Below are 19,318 nucleotides of genomic sequence, written 5' to 3' on the forward strand. Positions count from 1 at the left end.
TTTATAAAAAAATGCCCCCTATTTCTAGGGAGCATTTTACATATTAGGTATTATCTTTTTGACCAAGATGGAATTGGGTGTACCAACTCAGCTGATGCCCATTTTGTAGGAGCAACAACTTTATTTTCACACTTACTACCATCATCGTTACATGATACTTGGAAAAGCACCATTGGCTTAGATACGTTTTGACCACCTTCAGCAAATTTTATGTTTCCATAAAAAGTTTGCATGTCAGTTGCAGCTAAAGCATCTCTAACTTTTTTAGTATCAAATGATTGTGCTCTTTCGAACGCATCTTTAAAAACTAATAAAGCAGCAGAAGATTCAGCAGCTTGGTATGGCGGTGCATATCCGAAAGCTTTAGTAAAGTCTGCATCATATGTCATACCATCTTTAAAGAAGTTATCTGTGTAAGATAGAGACTTATGCCATTGAGAAGCACAAAGCGCGTACTCAGATGCTTTACCATGTTGCTTAGATAATTTAGCAGCATCACAGTGAGTCATTGCTAACATTTTCACATCAACTTTCATCTCTGAGATTTGTCTAACAGCTGTCAAAGCACCTTTAGTATGACCTGAAACTACAAGAACGTCCGGATTAGTAGCTTTTACTTTAGATAAAGTAGCAGCCATATCGTTAAGCTCTTTTGGTAACTTGTCATCTATAATGATTTTAGAACCTGTTCTTTTAGCAGCATCAAGAATACCTAATCTCACATCTTGAGAGAAAGCGTCTTGTTCAAATGCCATTGCAATCTTAACTGGTTTTCCACCATTTTTTTCAACTGCAAGATCAATTGCTACATCAAGATATAAGTTCGCTGGAGCTAGTACTGCAAATAAATATTTATAGCCCTTAGTGAATAACGATCTAGACGCACCGTTTGCTTCAACCATAGGAACTTGATATTTTTCAGTTACAGGAGCCATAGCTTTAGTCAAACCTGAGCTATAAGGTCCAAGCATATATTGAACACCATCTTGTTGAATTAATCTTTCTGCAAGTTGTGCTGCTCTTCCAGAGTTTGATTCATCATCGTAATAAATGATTTCAAACTTGTAAGTTTTTCCACCAACTTTAATACCACCCATGTCATTTATTCTGTCAACTGCTAAGTTATAGCCGTTTTGAGTATGAACACCATTTGACGAGTATTTTCCAGTCAATGAAATAGCTGCACCTAAAATAATTTTATCCCCAACAACCTTCGCGAAAGATATTGTTGAAGCTGAAATTAAAAGAGCAATTGCAGAAACTAAAGTAATAATTATATTTCTGATTTTCATTTTATTTCTTCCTCTATTAGTTTTAAATTTAAAAAATTATTAAACCTTTAAATTAAACTTCATACAACCCTCAAGTGGAAAGATGCGACCTAATATTTTTGAATAAACGCTATAATTATTGCAATTATAAGTAATACACACGCTGAAATTGTATTTATAACTTTTGGGTTTGCTTTTATCCAAACAATTAATTTTTTAGCAAGCACAGCGTAAGCAATTAAAGATAAAAAATCTAACACAACATAAGTTGTGGTTAAAATTATAAACTGGATAATATAATTTGAATTAAAATCTATAAACTGTGGAAAGATTAAAGGAAAAAACATCCAAGCTTTAGGACTTAATCCTGCAACTAAAAATCCATCTTTAAAAAATGAAAAGATACTTTTTGAAGAATTATTATTTGAATTTATCTCTTTAGGTCTTGAGTTATAAATATCATAAGCAAGATAGAGTAAGTATGCAATTCCTATCCATTTAAAGGTATTTAGAAAATTTGGGTTATCAACAAAAAAAGATCCAAGAAAAAAAATCACTAAAATTGCTTGAATTGTATTTGCGGTAACATCCCCTAATGCAGTCCAGATACATTTTTGAACTCCATAATTCATCGAGTAAGAAATGATCACAATTCTGGGAGTACCAGGAGTGATAAACATAAATAAAATAATCTGTAAAAAAAGGAAATAATTTAAAGGAAGCATTTTAAAGGTTTGGATAGTCCTAAATAAAACCGGGAGCTAAAGATGGCTAAATAGGACTATCTTAAATATGATATTATCATGAGCCTAAATAAAATGCATTAATCATTTTTTTCAAATATAATGAAAATAAAGGATTTATGAAAAAAAAAGGTCACACCCCCATAACTAGAGTTAAAAACCCAGAACCTCATATATCAGATCCTGATTGGATTATTTGGGCTGCTTGGGCTGACCGAATTACCTTTGAAGAAATAGAACAAAAAACTGGGAAGACTGAAGCTGAAGTAATCAAAATTATGAGACGATCTATAAAGCCTGTTTCTTTTAGATTGTGGAGAAAAAGAGTTAATCAAAAAAGTATTAAACATAGAAAAAAATTTGAATACTCTAGAAAAGAAATTACTAGTAAAATTAAAAAGAATGATTATTTATAAGATATGAAATCAGTAACTATTTATACAGGTCCACTTTGCGCTTTTTGTGATGCAGCGAAGAAATTATTAACTAGAAACAACGTTGAATATAAAGAAATCAACATTGCTACAGTCGATGGTGCCATGGATGAAATGATTACTAAAGCTAATGGAAAAAGAACTATTCCTCAAATCTTTTTTGATGAAAATCATATTGGTGGTTACGATGATGTTAGGGCTCTTGAAAAAGAAAATAAATTACTAGAACTTTTAAAATAAATTAGTTTTTAGGTTTAAAAGTCAGACAAACACCATTATTACAATATCTTTTACCAGTTGGTTTGGGTCCGTCTTCAAAGATATGACCATGATGACCACCACATTTCTTACAATGATATTCTACTCTTTCGTACCCTAATAAAGTATCTGTTTTAGTTTCAAAAGCATCTGGTAATGATTGATAAAACGATGGCCAACCTGAACCACTTTCATATTTAGTGTTTGAATCAAATAATTTTTCACCACAATTAGTACAGTGATAGCTACCTTCTCTTTTTTCATGATTTAATTCACTCGTGCCTGGTGCTTCAGTTCCATCTTCAAATAAAACTAATTTTTGTTCAGCTGTAAGATCTTTGTTAATTTTTTTTGTCATAAATTTATTCTAATACTCTTAAGGGTTTACCTGCAACACAAGCCTCTAAACCTTCAATCATTTGTGTATAAAACATACTATAATTTTCTGCTGTTACATAACCAACATGGGGCATTAACAATGCATTTGGTAAAAATCTTAGTTTATTACCTTCTGGTAAAGGTTCTTTTTCATAAACATCAAGTCCTGCTCCAGCAATAACATTGGTTGATAGTGCGATAATTAAATCATCTTCATTAATAATTGATCCTCTTGATGTGTTAATTAAAAAAGCAGTTTTCTTCATCATATCAAGCTCTTTTAATTTTATTAATTCTTTATATCTCTCACCACCTTGAACATGGATAGATAGAAAATCAGAATTTTGAAGTAAATCTTCTTTACTGCATGGAAGAACATCTAATTCTTTACAGGTATCCAAGTTTAAATTTTCACTCCAAGCCATAACTTCCATGCCAAAAGCTTTACCAATTTTAGCAACTTGTGAACCAACCCTTCCAAGTCCAACTAACCCTAAAATCTTTCCCTTAAGTTCAAAGCCAATAGTTGTTTGCCAGTACCCTTGATACATATTGTCGATTTCTTCCTTAAAGTTTCTAGCCAATCCTAAAATTAAACCCCAAGTTAATTCTGAAGTTGGAGTAAAATTAATCTCCGTTCCACACACTGTAATTTTTCTCTTTTTAGCAGCAGCTAGGTCTATTGCTTTATTTCTTGAACCACTGGTGATGATGTATTTAAGATCATTTAAATTATCAATTAAATTTTTAGTAATAGGAGTTCGTTCTCTCATTATCAATAATGCTTCAAAGTCTGATAGTTGTTCTATGGCGTCTGCCTCATCTTCAAAGGGTTCACTGAATATTTTAAATTCATATTCTCCTGACAGTTTTTTTAGATCAACAAATTCATGAGACACGTTTTGGTAATCATCTAAGATAGCAACTTTAAGCATTTTTAATTTTTCTATTTGATAAAAGAATTCCTGTTAAAATAAATATTGCGCCTAACATATGATAAAACATAAATTTTTCATTAAAAATAATCATTGCCATAATTGCACTTAAAATAGGCATCATGTGTAAAAAAACACCTGCTCTATTGGCACCAATTAAAGCAACTCCTTTTATCCAAAAAATAAAAGAAGCAAGACCTGGAAATAGAACTACATAAAATAAAATCATGTAAAAGTTTTGATTTAAAACAATTCTAAAGCCCATTTGATACTCTATAAAGTAAATTGGTATTAAAAAAATAAAGCCAAATGAAATTACTACTTCTAGTAAACCTAGTTGAGATAGTTCGTGTTTTTTTTTCTTTAAAAGAGCTGAATAAGTAGCCCAAGAAAGCATTCCAAAAACCATCGTGATATCACCCTTGTTAAAGTCTAAATTCATTAATATTCCAAGATTTGCTTTGGTTATAATTAAAACAACTCCAATAAAAGAACATGTAACGCCCATTATTTGAAAAGTATTAGTTTTTTCAATTTTTAAAATTGAAGAAATGAAAATGATCATCACTGGTATTGTTGATATCATCAACACTCCACTGATTACTTGCGTAAAGTTTAAAGAATAATAGACAATTGAATTAAAGATAGTAACGCTCGTTATTCCAAGAATTGTGTAATATTTATAATTTTCTAAGATATAACTTCTTTTGTTAAATAGTTCTTGAATTGTAAATGGAGCTAAGATCAACCAAGCAAAAAGCCATCTATAAAAATTTAATGAAAATGGAGGTACTTGATATTGACTAGCAAATTTTCCAACTAAAAAATTTCCTGACCAAAATAAAGCTGCTAAAAATAAAAAAATATAAGCAACATTATTTTTATTTATCACTTAGCTAAACCTAAGAGAGCTATATGGCTTTAAATCTAAGTTTGTATTTTCTTCAGCAATCATTCCAGAGATTATTTTCCCTGAAATAGGTCCTAATGTCCATCCTAAATGATGATGACCAAAGCAATAAAAAACATTTTTATATTTTTTTGAAGGTCCTATTACAGGCAAGTAGTCTGGTAATGTAGGTCTAAAACCAAGCCACTCATCTTCATGTTCGGGTAAATCACCCATCATGTATTTTGCATTATTAATTAAATTTTTAACTCTTGATTTTGATAATGGGTTGTCTAATCCACCAAATTCAACCGTACCTACAACTCTAAGTCCCTGTTCCATGGGTGTAATACCAAATCCTCTATTTTGGAAAATTACGGGTCTACTTAAAAGATGATCACAATTTTTAAAATGCACATGATATCCTCTTTCAGTATCTAGAGGTATTTTTTCATCTAAATTATCTGTTAATTTTTTTGAAAATGAACCACAGGCAATAACAATTTTATCAAATAGAAAACTTTGTGATTCAGCTTTTATAACTGGCTTTTCATCATTAAAATTTATGTCTTTAATATTCATTTTTAAAAACTTACCCCCCTTTTTCAAAAAAAGATCATAAAGTTTTAAAAGAATTTTCTTAGGGTTTCTCGCATGTCTGCCATATTGATAATAAACACCTCCATGATAGATAGGTTTTATATTCGGTTCTAAGTCATGAATTTCTTTTGGAGTAATTACTTGTTGATCAACCCCCAGTTCATTTCTAACTTTAATCTCTAGTTCCCTGCTTTTTAAACTTTGATCGTTCCAAATATATAAAATACCTTTTTTTTCAACCAGTCCTCCAAGCTCTACTTCATCAAATAATTCATCATAAGCAGGTAATGCTAAATCTAAAATTTGATGCATGTTTTTAGCGGTATGCATCATTCTTTTTGTAGTACAGTTTCTTATAAATTGTAAAAACCAAGGCATCATTTTTGGAACATAGTTCCATTTTAAAGCAAGTGGACCTGTAGAACTTAAAAGCATTGCAGGGACATCAGTTAATACATCAGGTCTATTTATAGGAACAGAAGCATATGGAGAAAAGTGACCTGCATTACCGTAGGATGCAGCAGGACTTCCCGGTTCATCTCTATCAAAAATTGTTACACTAAAACCTTTTTTTTGTAAAAATAAAGCATTCGAAATACCTTGTATACCAGCACCAACAATTCCAATTTTTAAATTTTTTTCCATGACACTTTATATAATTCTTAAAATTAAATATTCTCGCGACAAATTCGACAAGTAAAACATTAAAATACTTACGCTATTAGCTGTTTATGATTAATTTTAGCGCTCATAACAATTGCAAATCCAATCATGGTTGCAAGCATTGAAGACCCTCCATATGACATAATTGGCAGGGGAGATCCAACGATAGGCAGTAAACCTAAAACCATTGACATATTTACTGTTACGTAAAAAAATATTGCAGACCCATAGCCGTAGCAAAAAAGTTTAGCGAAATAACTCCTCGAGATTGCACCAACTCTTAATACTCTAAGAATAATGATTATATAAATTAACAATAAAACTAGTGAACCTAAAAAACCATGCTCCTCAGCAAATAAAGTGAAAATGAAATCTGTATGTTTTTCTGGTAAAAATTCTAAATAACTTTGAGTTCCTTTTAAAAAACCTTTACCAGTTAAACCTCCAGATCCAACTGCTATTTTAGATTGGATAATTTGGTAACCTGCACCTAGAGGATCCCTATCTGGATTAAGAAAAGTCAAAATTCTAAGCTTTTGATAAGGTTGTAAAAAAGCAATGGCAAAAGGCATTGAAATTAATAAAGTTATAAATGAATAAACAAAATATTTAATATTAATTCCTGCAAGCCATATGACAACTAATCCACTTAAAGCAATTAAAATTGAAGTTCCCAAATCAGGTTGAGTAATAACAAGCATGATTGGTAAAATTAAAATTACCAAAGCAACAAACATAACCTGAAAACTATTAACTTTATTCAATTGTATACGGTGATAATATTTAGCAAGGCATACTATTATTGCAATTTTCATTAATTCAGATGGCTGTAAATTAATAAAATATAGATTGATCCATCTTTGTGATCCTGAAGCTTTAATGCCATATAAAGAAGCCCAGACTAGAAAAAATAAAACTACAATATAAAATAAGTAAGCAAAGTAATGCCAAAATTTAATATTAAAAAATGACATAAAAATCATCATTGTGAAAAAAATTAAAAATTTTGAAATATGACTTTTACTATGAAACAAGATTTCCCCCCCATCTGTTGAGTACATGGACAAAGCACTAATTAACCCAAGTAATAAAATACAAATTAACAAAATGTAATCAAAATTTCTTAATTTTTGAAAAAAAGTGGGTTGTGTATTAAATGAATTGTATTGCATTTATATTTTTAAATCATTTTGCTTAGTTTGTTTCTCTCTTAGTTCATGTCTATCTACAATTAATTTAAATAGTTTTTTTGCAATCGGTGCAGCAGTTGAACTACCTGATCCACCATGCTCTATAACAATACTTAATGCGTATCTTGGATTCTTATATGGACCAAAAGCTATGTATAAAGCATGATCCCTCTCATTGTATGGAATTTCAGAAGTACTTAAATCAAGTTCTCTTGCAGCTTCAGTTATTCTTTTAACCTGTGATGTTCCTGTCTTTCCAGCAAATTGGTATTTGGGATCTTCGATACGTGAATTGTAAGAAGTCCCTCTGACCTCATTTGTAGATGCAAACATCGCTTCACGAACTAAGTTTATATTTTTAGAACTTTTAAATAAAGTTTCATGTTCTTTTTTATCTAAAAACTCTAAAAGTTCTTCTGTTGTTTCTTTTAGTCCACTGTCTTTTTTATTTAATTGTTTTTTGTTTTTATTCATTATGAATTTAATTTCTTCTGCAGTTTTACTATCCTCATCTACTATTATTTTTGGATAAATCTTAAATCCTCCATTTGCAAGCTGAGCTGTCATTTGGCATAATTGTAGAGGTGTTGTTTGAGTATAGCCCTGTCCAATTCCTGTGATTAATGTTTCACCTATAACCCAACCTTTTCCTAAATTATTTTTTTTCCATTTGGTGTCAGGAATTAACCCTTTTTTCTCAATACTAAATGTTTCATTTAAAACTTTTTCACCAAGGCCAAATTTTATAGATGTTTCTTTTAATCGATCCACACCAAGTTTTCTCGCAATCTCATAAAAATATGTATCACAAGACTGCTTCATTGCGCTCTTTAAATCTACAATGCCATGTCCTTTTTTTTTCCAACAATGATAAGTTTGACCATACATTTCAATTTTTCCTTTACAGTTAACTTTGAAATTTTCATCAATAATTTTATTTTCTAGTGCTGATAAAGCTACCATTGGTTTGAATGTTGAGCCTGGTGAATACAAACCAGATAAAGTTTTATTAACCAATGGTTTTAATGGATTATTTCTAATTAACTGCCAATCATCTTGATTAATTCCAAAAAGAAATAAATTAGGGTCAAATGACGGTGAAGATTGCATAGCAACTATTTCACCCGTATAGATATCCATTACACTTATTGAGCCAGCTACACCTTTTAAAAGCTCATTACAAAACTTTTGAATTTCTGTATCTACTGTCAGTTTAATTGTTTTGCCATTTAATCCATCGGTATGATCAAGTTGGTTAATTCTTTTTCCATAGGCATTAACTTCATACCTTTGGATACCATTCGTACCAATTAATTCATCTTCAAAAGTTTTTTCTAAACCATTTTTTCCCACTTTGAGTCCTGGTACATGTGTACTTCTTATAATTTCATTATTTAGAATATCTTTTTCACTCGCTTCACTAACATAGCCCAAGACATGTGTATAACTTTCATTAAAGGGATAGTTTCGTGATACAGATAGAACTGGTTTGGCTCCTACTAAATCGTGCAAGTAATAATTAACTTTTGTAAACTGCTCCCATGTTAAATTTTTAGAGATGATTATAGTTTCCCAGGGTTTTTGTTTATTTTTTTGGTCTATTATTTTTTTAAAATCATTATTAGTGATTGATAAAATATCTTTTAACCTTACCATCAAATATTTAAAGTTTTCTACTTCCTCTGGAATTACGTGCAATTGATACACTTTTAAATTTCCAGCAATAATATTTCCAAAATAATCTAAAAACTCACCTCTAATTGGAGGTAATCTCCACTCACGTAACCTATTTTTGTCAGATAGAGTTAAATATTTTTTATTCTCTGTAATTTGTAATGAAAATAATCGAGTAATTATTCCAGTAAATACAACCAACTTGGCAACACCAATAATGAACATTCTTCTATTAATAGTGTGAACTTTTTTTACACCAGAATCTTCACCCAGCATTATTATTTCTCACTACATAATTTTCAAAAAAATTAAATAAATTTGAAAATAAAAAATAAAACAAAAAAGTGAATGCAATATTTATTATTTGTTCAAAATAATTTAACTCATAATTAAAAATAAATTTTAAAGATAAAAACAATAATGAATTTATAATTAAAATTGTTAAAAGAAAAAATATACCATCTTTTAGTAAACTTGGTCTTAAAGTGATATTTCTAAGATAGGATGCTGCTCCACAAAGAATTAGATACATTAAGCTGCTTAATCCAATTGGAGTTCCTATCACAACATCGTTAAACAAACCTGCAATAAAAATATAGGTGTATCCTAAACTTTCATTTTTTTTTAGACTGTAGTAAAAAATTAAAATGTATGAAAAATTAAATGAAAAATATTTTAAACCCAAATAATTAAAATCATAATCATTTAAAACAGATACAAAAAGTAAAATTAAGGGTACTTTTAATAATATCATTCTAATAAAATTTTTATTTCTTAATACTGTCATTTGTTCTCACTTTTTTTAAATGAAACAACTTTTACAAATTTTAATTGAGAAAAATCTGAAAAAAAATCTACTTTTTTTTCATCACTCAAGTTATTAATATTCATTCTTCCTATGGGTATTCCAGCCTTGAATAAGCTGCCTGCTCCTGAAGTGTAAATAACGGACTCATTTTTGATATCCTCATATTTTTTGCTATACTGAATTATCCCATAATCTTTACCCGTCCCTGAAAGTATAGAAAATACTGTGTTTGGTTCTACTATGACTGGAATTTTACTATTCAAATCTGAAAGTAATAATACCCTAGATGAGGAATAGTTAACCTCAACAATTTTTCCAACAAGATATGCACCATCTATTACAACCATTCCAAGGTTTATTTTATGTTTGCTGCCTTTATTAATGATGATTGATCTTAAATATGGACTACTTTTATCACTTAAAACTTTAGCAATTATAGTTGCTGATTTAATCAAATAATCATCAACAATATTTTTTAACCTTTGATTTTCTGAAATTATAAATTCATTTAATAAATCTTTGGCTTTTAAAATTTCTAGTTCAGACTTTATTTTTTCATTTTCCTTATAAAGTTTTTTGTAATTTTGGATTGTAATATAACTATCTTTTAATAAATTTTCTGGCACAGAAACTATAAAAGACGATCTATAAACTACTTCCTTAATGCCTATTTTTACATAGTTTATAATTTTAAAATTAAAGCTGCCCAAAATTAAAAAAACTATAGAAAAAAATATTAAACTTAATAATGAGAATCTTTGCTTTGTTCCTTTTTTTAAAAAAGCAGATCTTAATGCAATTACAAAATCATCTCTGCTTGTTTCCATTATTTCTAATACTCAGATAACATAGTAGAGAATGTTTCTTCTTGATCTAGCGCTTTTCCTGTCCCAATTGCAACACATGCTAACGGATCATCTGCTATAAAAACTGGCAATCCAGTTTCTTTTGAGAACCTTTTATCAATATTTTTTAATAAAGCCCCACCGCCTGTTAAAGTTAAACCCATATCCACTAAATCAGCTGATAATTCAGGAGGAGTATTTTCCAGAGCATCTTTTATCCCATTCACCATTTCTTTTAAAATATCATTTAAAGCTTCTGCTGTATCTTCTTCAGTAATATTTACTTCTTTAGGTGTTCCTGATCTTAAATCTCTACCTTTAACAGCATAAGTATTGCTGTTCGATGGTATAGCTGTACCAATTTCTTTTTTTATTTTTTCGGCGGTACTATCTCCAATCATTAAATTGTATTCTTTTCTCATATAATTAACTAAAGCTGTATCCATTGCATCTCCAGCTACTCTTAATGACCTAGAATAAACAAGACCTCCCAGTGACATAACAGCTATTTCCGTAGTACCTCCACCAATATCAACAACCATTGATCCTGTTGCTTCTGAGATTGGAAGACCTGCACCAATTGCTGCAGCGATAGGTTCCTCAATTAATTGTACTCTTCTCGCACCTGCTGCTAACGCACTATCTTGAATGGCTTTTCTTTCAACTGGTGTTGACCCTGTAGGAACGCAGATCAAAATTCTTGGGTTTGCAAAAGTTTTATTTTTGTGAACTTTTTTTATAAAATGTTTAATCATTTCCTCTGTAACTATAAAGTCTGCAATCACTCCGTCTCTCAAAGGTCTAATAGCACTAATGTTACCAGGTGTTCTTCCAAGCATCGTCTTTGCTTCATCACCTACAGCTAACACAGTTTTTTTTCCCATATTATCAGCAATGGCTACTACAGAGGGTTCATTTAAAACTACTCCTTGCCCTTTTAAAACAACAAGTGTGTTAGCAGTTCCAAGATCAATCGCCATATCTTGACTCCAAATACTACTTAAATTTTTAAACCAATTAGCCATCTTAATTATATACCTTTCACTTTTTGAGTTTCATGCTCCATTGGAACAGTTTTTTTTCTTTTAATAATCATTTTATTTAAAGCACTTAAATAAGCATTAGCTGACGCTACTAATGTGTCAGTATCAGCAGCTTGTCCAACTGTAGTTTTACCTTCTTCTTCAATTCTAACACTTACTGTAGCTTGAGCGTCTGTTCCCTCAGTAACTGCATGTACTTGATAAAGTTGTAATTTAACGTCGTGTGGATATAAAACTTTTATACATTTAAAAATAGCATCTACAGGACCATCACCTGTTTCTGATGTTGATTTTACTTCTCCATAAACGTCAAGTGTCATTTCTGCTTTTTGAGGCTCACCTGTTCCTGCAAAAACTTTTAAAGACTTTAAATTTATTGCATTAATTTTATTGTCTGAAATTAAACTATCATCAACTAAGGCCATAATATCATCATCATAAACATGTTTTTTCTTGTCAGCTAAAACTTTAAATTTACCAAAAGCAGATTGGATTACGTCATCAGTTACATCTGCATAACCAAGATCGTTTAACTTTTCTTTAAAAGCATGTCGCCCCGAATGTTTACCCATTACTAATGAAGTTTTCTTAACCCCCACACTCTCTGGTGTCATAATTTCATAAGTTTCTCTATTTTTAAGCATTCCATCTTGATGAATACCTGCTTCATGAGCAAAAGCATTTTTTCCAACAATTGCCTTATTAAATTGAACTGGAAACGTTGCATTAGAGACAACTTTTGAAGCTTTGCTTAATAATTCAGTTTTAATTCCTGTTGTAAAAGGCATTAAATCATTTCTTGTTCTTATCGCCATTACAATTTCTTCAAGTGCAGCATTACCTGCTCTTTCTCCAATACCATTAATTGTACATTCAACTTGTCTTGCACCAGCCTGAACTCCAGCCAAAGAATTTGCAACAGCTAATCCTAAATCGTTATGACAGTGAACAGATAAAATAGCTTTATCTATATTTGGAACTTTGTTTTTTAAAGTTGTGATAATTTTAGTAAATTCTGATGGAATTGTATAACCAACAGTGTCAGGAATATTTATTGTTTTGGCTCCACTGCTGATTGCTGTCTCAACTATCTTACACATAAAATCCATGTCTGTTCTAGTTCCATCTTCACAAGACCACTCAACATCATCTGTTAAATTTCTTGCATAAGTTACACTTTCTTTTATTGCATCCAAAACTTGCTCTGGAGTTTTATTTAATTTGTGTTTCATGTGTAATGGACTTGTGGAAATAAAAGTATGAATTCTAAATCTTGGGGAAGCTTTTAATGCTTCATGACATGCATCTATATCCTTTTTGCTAGCTCTTGATAAGCCACATGGAATAGAATTTTTTAGAATTTTACTTATTGCAGTTACAGCCTCAAAGTCACCAGGGGATGCAATTGGAAAACCAGCTTCAATTACATCTATGCCTAATTCATCAAAAATTCTTGCAATTTGAATTTTTTCTTCAATACTCATTGATGCACCAGGTGACTGCTCACCATCTCGCATCGTAGTATCAAATATAATAACTTTATCTTTATCGCTCATAACCAATAATTTTAGAAAATCTATAATACAATCTATAATAGAGATTGCAAAATAAATGTTATATTTTGGTTATAATTTATGATCGATTTAGGTTTTAAGTAAAAATTAACTCTTATCGCTATCTATTAATTTTTTCTTACCGATCCAAGGCATCATGGCTCTAAGTTCTGCACCAACTTTTTCAATTGGATGATCCGCAAGATCTTTTCTCATTTTTAAAAAGTTCTTTTGGCCACCTTCACACTCTTTCATCCAGTCTTTGGTGAACTTACCAGATTGAATATCAGCTAGAACTTCCTTCATTCTTTTCTTGCTATCACTATCAACAACCTTTTTACCAGATACATACTCTCCATACTCTGCTGTATTGGAAATTGAGTAATTCATATTAGCAATTCCACCTTCGTAAATTAAGTCTACTATCAACTTTACTTCATGTAGACATTCAAAGTATGCCATTTCTGGTTCATAGCCAGCTTCAGTTAGGGTTTCAAAGCCATTTTTAATAAGCTCAACTAATCCACCACATAAAACTGATTGTTCACCAAATAAATCTGTTTCACACTCATCTTTAAAGGTAGTTTCGATAATACCAGATTTTCCCCCACCTATTGCTGAGGCATATGATAATGCAAGGTCTCTTGCTTTACCTGTTCCATCTTGATGAACTGCAAATAAACATGGAACTCCACCACCTCTTTCAAACTCACTTCTAACCAAGTGACCCGGTCCTTTTGGAGCAACCATAAATACATCTAAATCTTTTCTAGCATCAATCAGCTTGTAATGAATATTTAATCCATGAGCGAAAGCTAAACTTGTTCCTTGTTTGATTCTTTGCTCAATATGATTTTTATAAATTGAAGCTTGCAATTCATCAGGTGTTAAGATCATTGCAACTTCTGCCCATTCAGCAGCATCTGACATATTCATAACTCTTAATCCTTTTGACTCAGCTTTTGCTTTGCTTGCTGATCCATCCCTAAGCGCTACAACAACTTCTTTGGCTCCACTATCTTTTAAATTTAGTGCATGTGCATGACCTTGGCTTCCATAACCAAAAATTGCTATTTTTTTACTTTTAATTAAATCTACATCTGCATCTTTTTCATAAAACATTTTCATTTTTTTTCTCCTATTGGTAATTAATTTAAAATTTCTGCACCTCTAGTCATTGCTACCGCTCCCGTTCTTGAGGCACTAACAAGACCAAGTGGTTTTAAATTCTTTATCATACTATCTATTTCTCTTCTTAAAGCTGTTATTTGAATTACAGCAGATTTATTTGTCTGATCTAATATAACTGGATTATACTTTTTACAAGCATTTAAAGCTTTCTTAATTTTGATAGAATTTGCAACAATTTTTAATAGTGCCATTTCTTTAAATATCACTTTTTTATCTTCTCTTTTAAAATTAACAACATTATGCACTGGAACTAATTTTTTAAGCTGCAATACAATTTGTTCTATAACTTGTGGTGTCCCTGTTGTGACAATAGTAATTCTAGAAAGATTTTTTTTATGGTCAATTTCAGCAACTGCTAAAGATTCAATATTATATCCTCTACCTGAAAATAGCCCTACCACTCTTGATAAAACACTTGCTTCGTTATCAACCCATACAACAATAATGTGTGTATCAATTTTTCCAGATTTACTCGGTGTGCTATATGCGGATTTAGATTTTACCATTTAAACTAACGCTTTTCCTTTTCCTGTAATTTTATTTGCATCCTGATCCTTTGGACCTAAAAGCATTTGGTTGTGAGGTTTTCCAGATGGGATCATTGGAAAACAATTCTCTCCTTGATCTACAAGACAGTCAAAAATAACAGGTCTATCTGTGTTAATCATTTCTTCAATTTTTTCATCCAATTCACTTGGATCTTTTGCTCTAATACCAACACATCCATAAGCTTCTGCTAATTTAACAAAATCTGGTAGAGCTTTTGAATAACTTTCAGAATAATTTTTTTCGTGTAGTAGCTCCTGCCACTGTCTAACCATTCCCATATATTGGTTATTTAAAATAAATATCTTTATTGGCAAATTATACTGAACTGCTGTTGATATCTCCTGCATATTCATAAGAATTGAGGCTTCACCTGCTATATCTACCACTAGTTTTTTTGGATGAGCTACCTGAACACCAATAGCTGCTGGTAATCCATAACCCATAGTTCCAAGACCCCCAGATGTCATCCATCTATTAGGTTTATCAAATTTATAATGCTGTGCTGCCCACATTTGATGCTGTCCGACTTCAGTTGTAATATAAGTGTTACTGTTTTTTGTTAATTCGTACAATCGTTGAACTGCATACTGAGGTTTAATAATTGTATCGCTGTTCACAAAACTTAAAGATTGTTTAGTCCGCCATTTTTCAATTTGTAACCACCAGTTTGAAATTTTTTGTTTATTAGATTTTTCTAGATTTAATTTTTTCTTTTTTAATGTCTTGGTCGTTGAACTGATTACATCCGATACATCACCAACTATTGATAAATCAACTTTAACTATCTTATTGATTGAGGATGGATCTATATCAATGTGAACCTTTTTTGATTTAGGAGAGAATTCATCTATTTTTCCTGTGATCCTATCATCAAACCTTGCACCAATATTAATTAATAAGTCACAGTCATGCATTGCATTATTAGCTTCATAAGTTCCGTGCATTCCAAGCATTCCTAAAAATTGATTATCATTTCCAGGATAAGCACCTAGGCCTTGTAAAGTTGAGGTTATAGGAAACCCTGTTAAAGAAACTAGTTCTCTTAACAATTCGCTTGCTTTGGGTCCTGAGTTAATTACTCCACCACCAGTATAAAATATTGGTTTTTTAGACTTACTCATTAAATCAATAAGTTGATCTATGTCTTTTTGATTAAATCTATTTAAATTTTTAGTAACAACTTTTTTATCTTTATTTGGTTTTGAGTATTTTGTTTTTGCAAATTGAATATCTTTTGGAATATCAACTAATACTGGTCCTGGTCTTCCTGTTGTTGCAACCTCAAAGGCTTCATGCATAATTCTTGGTAAATCATTTATATCTTTAACTAACCAGTTGTGTTTGGTGCAAGGTCTTGTAATTCCTGTAGTATCGCATTCTTGAAAAGCATCTGTTCCAATTAAGTGTGTAGGTACTTGTCCTGAAATACAAACTAGAGGAACTGAATCCATATATGCATCGGTTAATGCAGTTACAACATTTGTTGCACCTGGTCCTGAAGTAACCAATACAACACCTGGTTTTCCAGTTGATCTTGCATAACCTTCTGCAGCATGACCCGCTCCTTGTTCATGCCTAACTAAAATATGTTTTATAGTTGGATGATTTTTTAGTTCATCATAGATAGGAAGAACTGCTCCACCTGGATATCCAAAAATATGTTCAACTTTTTGGTCTTCAAGACACTTGAATACTATCTCTGCTCCTGAATATAATTTTGGCATCCAGGCAATCTATCGGACTTTATGTTAATTGGTCAAGTTTAAGAGAAGATTTTTTTAATTTTTTTATATAACCATCTAATTTGATTGAATCAATTTTAATCCACGATGTCATCCTAGTTCTTGCCCAAGTCGCTTGTCTTTTAGCGTATTGTCTTGTTTTAATTGATATTAACTCTTCTGCTTCATCCAAGGTAATTTCATCATTTAGATACTGTGTCAATTCGGCAATCCCAATTACCTTGTTTACACTCTGATCTTTTTTAATTTTTAGTTTAAGAAATTTTTTAACTTCAGAAATGGCTCCATTATTTAGCATGCTAGAAGTTCTTAAATTAATTTTTTCAACAAGCTTTTCTCTTTTTGTATCAATATGTAGTTTTAAAAAGTCACTATCATTAAATTCAGATTTAGTCTTAGCTAACCAATCATACATAGATATATTTGTATAAGATTTAATCTCATAAGCTCGTATGGATCTTTGAGTATCATTTGGATCAAATTTGTCTTTGATTTTAGGATCAAGTTTTAAAAGTTTTTTATAAAATTTTTTTTGTCCTTCTTTTTTAGACATTAGTCTAACTTTATTTCTAAACTTAAGAGGTATCTCTGGAATTTTAACTAGTCCATTGATTAATGATTGAAAATATAGACCTGTTCCACCAACTAAAATTGGAATTTTTTTCTTTTTTTGAATATTTTCAATTTTTTTAATTGTTAGTTCTAACCATTGTCCAGTTGAAAATTTTTCATTTAAATCAACAAATCCATATAGATGATGTTTAATATTTTTTTGTTCTTGCTTGTTGGGTCTTGCAGTTAATATTTTTAATTTTTTGTAAACCTGCATACTGTCGGCATTGATGATTTCTCCTTCAATTTTTTTTGCAATCTTAACAGCAAAATTTGATTTACCTGATGCAGTCGGTCCTGAAATTAAGATAATTTTGGACTGCTTGTCCATTATTAATCTAGCTTAACACCAATATATCTTCTTTGGTTTTGATTGTTGTAAATTACAATCAAAATAGTTTTTTGATTAGATTTTAAAACAGTGCCTACAATATCTTCAAGATCTTTAGTAGATTTTATTTTTTTCTTTTGAGCTTCAACAATAACATCTCCAACATTTAAATAATCTATTGGGCTATTTTTTCCAATATTTGTTATAACTAAACCTGTTATTTGATTGGGTAATTTTCTTTGCTCAATATCTTCATCATTCAATGGTCTTACAATTATTTTTAAAGATTTAATTTCAGAAATTTCAGGTGTTTCTTCTTTGGTTTCTTTTTTTTCTACTTTAAAATCCTCTGAAGTTTCAAGCCTTCCTAGTTTAATTTTTTTAGTAATCTCTCTTTTATTTCTCCAGATTTTAACATCTACAGTTTTACCAACTTCTGTTTGCGCAACAATTATTGGTAATTCTTTCATCTCTTTAATTTTAGTATTATTAAACTCTAATATAATGTCTCCTGCTTTAATTCCTGCTTTGTCAGATGGGCTATTTTCTGCAACACTAGCAACTAATGCTCCTCTAGGTTCATCTAATTTTTCAACTTCAGCAATTTCTTCAGAAACTACCTGAATTCTAACGCCCAGCCATCCTCTTTTAGTTTCACCAAATTCTATTAATTGATTTACAACTCTTTTTGCATCGTTCGATGGTATTGAAAAACCTATCCCAATAGAGCCACCTTTACTCAAAATTGCTGTGTTAATTCCAATTACATCACCATTCATATCAAATAAAGGTCCGCCTGAGTTTCCTGAGTTTATTGATGCATCAGTTTGAATGTAATCTTCATAACGAGACAGTCCGATTGATCTATTTCTTGCTGATATTATTCCTGCAGTAACCGTTCCTCCTAAGCCAAAGGGATTGCCGATTGCGATAACCCAATCACCAATTCTCGCTTGATCAGAATTTCCAAATTTAACTGGTGTAAATTTTTCTTTTGAGTCTATTTGAAGGACTGCAATATCAGATAAGGGATCAGCACCAACAACCGTTGCTTTATACTCTTTATCACCATCAACTCGAACTAAAATATCTTCTGCATTTTGAATAACATGATTGTTAGTGATTACAATTCCACTCTCTTCTATTATAAATCCTGAACCAAGTGCAGCAGACTTCCTTGTTTGAGGTGTTCCAAATTCTTTAAACATATCTTCAAAAGGTGATCCTGGGGGAAACTGAAAACCAGGAAATGGATTTGAATTTGTAGTAATTGTTGTCGTTGTAGAAATATTTACAACAGATGGCATTAATTTTTCTGCCAGATCCGCAAATGATGCTGGTGCGTCTTTTGCTAATACTTGTGATGCAAAACTTATTGCAAAAAATATAATAAATAATTTTTTAATTCTGTTCATTTTAACTTTTTATATACCAAATAATTATAAAACCTATAACTGCAAAAATTAACCCACCACTTCTTAATTGTGAATCTTTTATCATCTCCATTTTTTTTAACATACTTTTCATTTTTGATGGAAATAAGGCATATAAAATTCCTTCTATAAAAAGAAAAAGTCCAAAAGCTATAATTAGCTCTTTCATTATTTTA

At 30.8% G+C, this 19,318-nt stretch carries 20 protein-coding genes; 2 read left to right on the forward strand and 18 right to left on the reverse strand.

The features are described from left to right. Positions 1 to 50: 50 nt before the first annotated feature. The gene (locus AC5SL0_RS04855; RefSeq protein ID WP_006997923.1) at positions 51 to 1,292 is read right to left on the reverse strand and encodes an amino acid ABC transporter substrate-binding protein; all 1,242 of its coding nucleotides are present in this window, start codon (positions 1,290 to 1,292) and stop codon (positions 51 to 53) included. A gap of 89 nt (positions 1,293 to 1,381) precedes the next feature. Further along, entirely contained in the window at positions 1,382 to 1,996 is a 615-nt protein-coding gene (locus tag AC5SL0_RS04860; RefSeq protein WP_494617993.1) for a LysE family translocator, read from the reverse strand. A 137-nt stretch (positions 1,997 to 2,133) separates the two neighbouring features. On the opposite strand from AC5SL0_RS04860, the gene AC5SL0_RS04865 reads away from it, so the two are divergent. Beyond that, positions 2,134 to 2,430: a TIGR03643 family protein gene (locus tag AC5SL0_RS04865; protein ID WP_271625945.1), complete on the forward strand. Its 297-nt coding sequence runs from the start codon at positions 2,134 to 2,136 to the stop codon at positions 2,428 to 2,430. A gap of 3 nt (positions 2,431 to 2,433) precedes the next feature. Beyond that, entirely contained in the window at positions 2,434 to 2,688 is a 255-nt protein-coding gene (gene grxC / locus AC5SL0_RS04870) for a glutaredoxin 3 (protein ID WP_494617995.1), read from the forward strand. Between the two features lies 1 nt (position 2,689). Here the strand turns inward: grxC and msrB are convergent, their stop codons facing one another. The 16 genes from msrB to AC5SL0_RS04950 all read right to left on the reverse strand — a co-directional run bounded on the left by msrB (position 2,690) and on the right by AC5SL0_RS04950 (position 19,311). Next, positions 2,690 to 3,064 carry a peptide-methionine (R)-S-oxide reductase MsrB gene (gene msrB / locus AC5SL0_RS04875; protein ID WP_494591420.1) on the reverse strand — a complete coding sequence of 125 codons (375 nt, stop codon included), beginning with the start codon at positions 3,062 to 3,064 and terminating at the stop codon, positions 2,690 to 2,692. A gap of 4 nt (positions 3,065 to 3,068) precedes the next feature. Further along, on the reverse strand, positions 3,069 to 4,019 hold the full coding sequence (locus AC5SL0_RS04880; RefSeq protein WP_494617997.1) for a D-2-hydroxyacid dehydrogenase family protein: 951 nt from the start codon (positions 4,017 to 4,019) through the stop codon (positions 3,069 to 3,071). Next, positions 4,012 to 4,911: a DMT family transporter gene (locus tag AC5SL0_RS04885; protein ID WP_006997917.1), complete on the reverse strand. Its 900-nt coding sequence runs from the start codon at positions 4,909 to 4,911 to the stop codon at positions 4,012 to 4,014. The genes AC5SL0_RS04880 and AC5SL0_RS04885 overlap by 8 nt, the downstream gene beginning before the upstream one ends. Beyond that, on the reverse strand, positions 4,912 to 6,153 hold the full coding sequence (locus AC5SL0_RS04890; protein ID WP_494617998.1) for an NAD(P)/FAD-dependent oxidoreductase: 1,242 nt from the start codon (positions 6,151 to 6,153) through the stop codon (positions 4,912 to 4,914). Positions 6,154 to 6,221: 68 nt separating this feature from the next. Further along, positions 6,222 to 7,343 carry a rod shape-determining protein RodA gene (gene rodA, locus AC5SL0_RS04895; protein ID WP_494617999.1) on the reverse strand — a complete coding sequence of 374 codons (1,122 nt, stop codon included), beginning with the start codon at positions 7,341 to 7,343 and terminating at the stop codon, positions 6,222 to 6,224. After that, entirely contained in the window at positions 7,344 to 9,311 is a 1,968-nt protein-coding gene (mrdA, locus tag AC5SL0_RS04900) for a penicillin-binding protein 2 (RefSeq protein ID WP_494618001.1), read from the reverse strand. Next, positions 9,301 to 9,822 (reverse strand): rod shape-determining protein MreD, encoded by a 522-nt coding sequence (locus AC5SL0_RS04905; protein ID WP_494618003.1) that lies wholly within the window; start codon positions 9,820 to 9,822, stop codon positions 9,301 to 9,303. The genes mrdA and AC5SL0_RS04905 overlap by 11 nt, the downstream gene beginning before the upstream one ends. Beyond that, positions 9,819 to 10,670, reverse strand: coding sequence for a rod shape-determining protein MreC (mreC, locus tag AC5SL0_RS04910; RefSeq protein ID WP_494618004.1), 852 nt, complete (start codon positions 10,668 to 10,670; stop codon positions 9,819 to 9,821). Before mreC ends, AC5SL0_RS04905 begins: the two co-directional genes overlap by 4 nt. 5 nt (positions 10,671 to 10,675) lie before the next feature. Next, positions 10,676 to 11,713 carry a rod shape-determining protein gene (locus AC5SL0_RS04915; RefSeq protein ID WP_494618006.1) on the reverse strand — a complete coding sequence of 346 codons (1,038 nt, stop codon included), beginning with the start codon at positions 11,711 to 11,713 and terminating at the stop codon, positions 10,676 to 10,678. A 5-nt stretch (positions 11,714 to 11,718) separates the two neighbouring features. Beyond that, positions 11,719 to 13,287 carry a 2-isopropylmalate synthase gene (locus tag AC5SL0_RS04920; protein ID WP_006997910.1) on the reverse strand — a complete coding sequence of 523 codons (1,569 nt, stop codon included), beginning with the start codon at positions 13,285 to 13,287 and terminating at the stop codon, positions 11,719 to 11,721. Between the two features lie 105 nt (positions 13,288 to 13,392). Next, positions 13,393 to 14,412 carry a ketol-acid reductoisomerase gene (ilvC, locus tag AC5SL0_RS04925; RefSeq protein WP_020169657.1) on the reverse strand — a complete coding sequence of 340 codons (1,020 nt, stop codon included), beginning with the start codon at positions 14,410 to 14,412 and terminating at the stop codon, positions 13,393 to 13,395. Between the two features lie 20 nt (positions 14,413 to 14,432). After that, positions 14,433 to 14,981 carry an acetolactate synthase small subunit gene (ilvN, locus tag AC5SL0_RS04930; protein WP_006997908.1) on the reverse strand — a complete coding sequence of 183 codons (549 nt, stop codon included), beginning with the start codon at positions 14,979 to 14,981 and terminating at the stop codon, positions 14,433 to 14,435. Continuing rightward, positions 14,982 to 16,748, reverse strand: coding sequence for an acetolactate synthase 3 large subunit (locus AC5SL0_RS04935; protein WP_494618008.1), 1,767 nt, complete (start codon positions 16,746 to 16,748; stop codon positions 14,982 to 14,984). It lies immediately after the preceding gene. A gap of 19 nt (positions 16,749 to 16,767) precedes the next feature. Then, on the reverse strand, positions 16,768 to 17,709 hold the full coding sequence (gene miaA, locus AC5SL0_RS04940) for a tRNA (adenosine(37)-N6)-dimethylallyltransferase MiaA (protein ID WP_018414327.1): 942 nt from the start codon (positions 17,707 to 17,709) through the stop codon (positions 16,768 to 16,770). Between the two features lie 2 nt (positions 17,710 to 17,711). Further along, a complete protein-coding gene (locus AC5SL0_RS04945; RefSeq protein ID WP_494618009.1) occupies positions 17,712 to 19,124 on the reverse strand; it encodes a Do family serine endopeptidase in 1,413 nt (470 codons plus the stop codon). A gap of 1 nt (position 19,125) precedes the next feature. Beyond that, positions 19,126 to 19,311, reverse strand: coding sequence for a DUF2065 domain-containing protein (locus AC5SL0_RS04950; RefSeq protein WP_006997904.1), 186 nt, complete (start codon positions 19,309 to 19,311; stop codon positions 19,126 to 19,128). Positions 19,312 to 19,318 lie beyond the last annotated feature (7 nt).

The sequence above is a fragment of the Candidatus Pelagibacter sp. PS_16 genome, assembly GCF_059417965.1.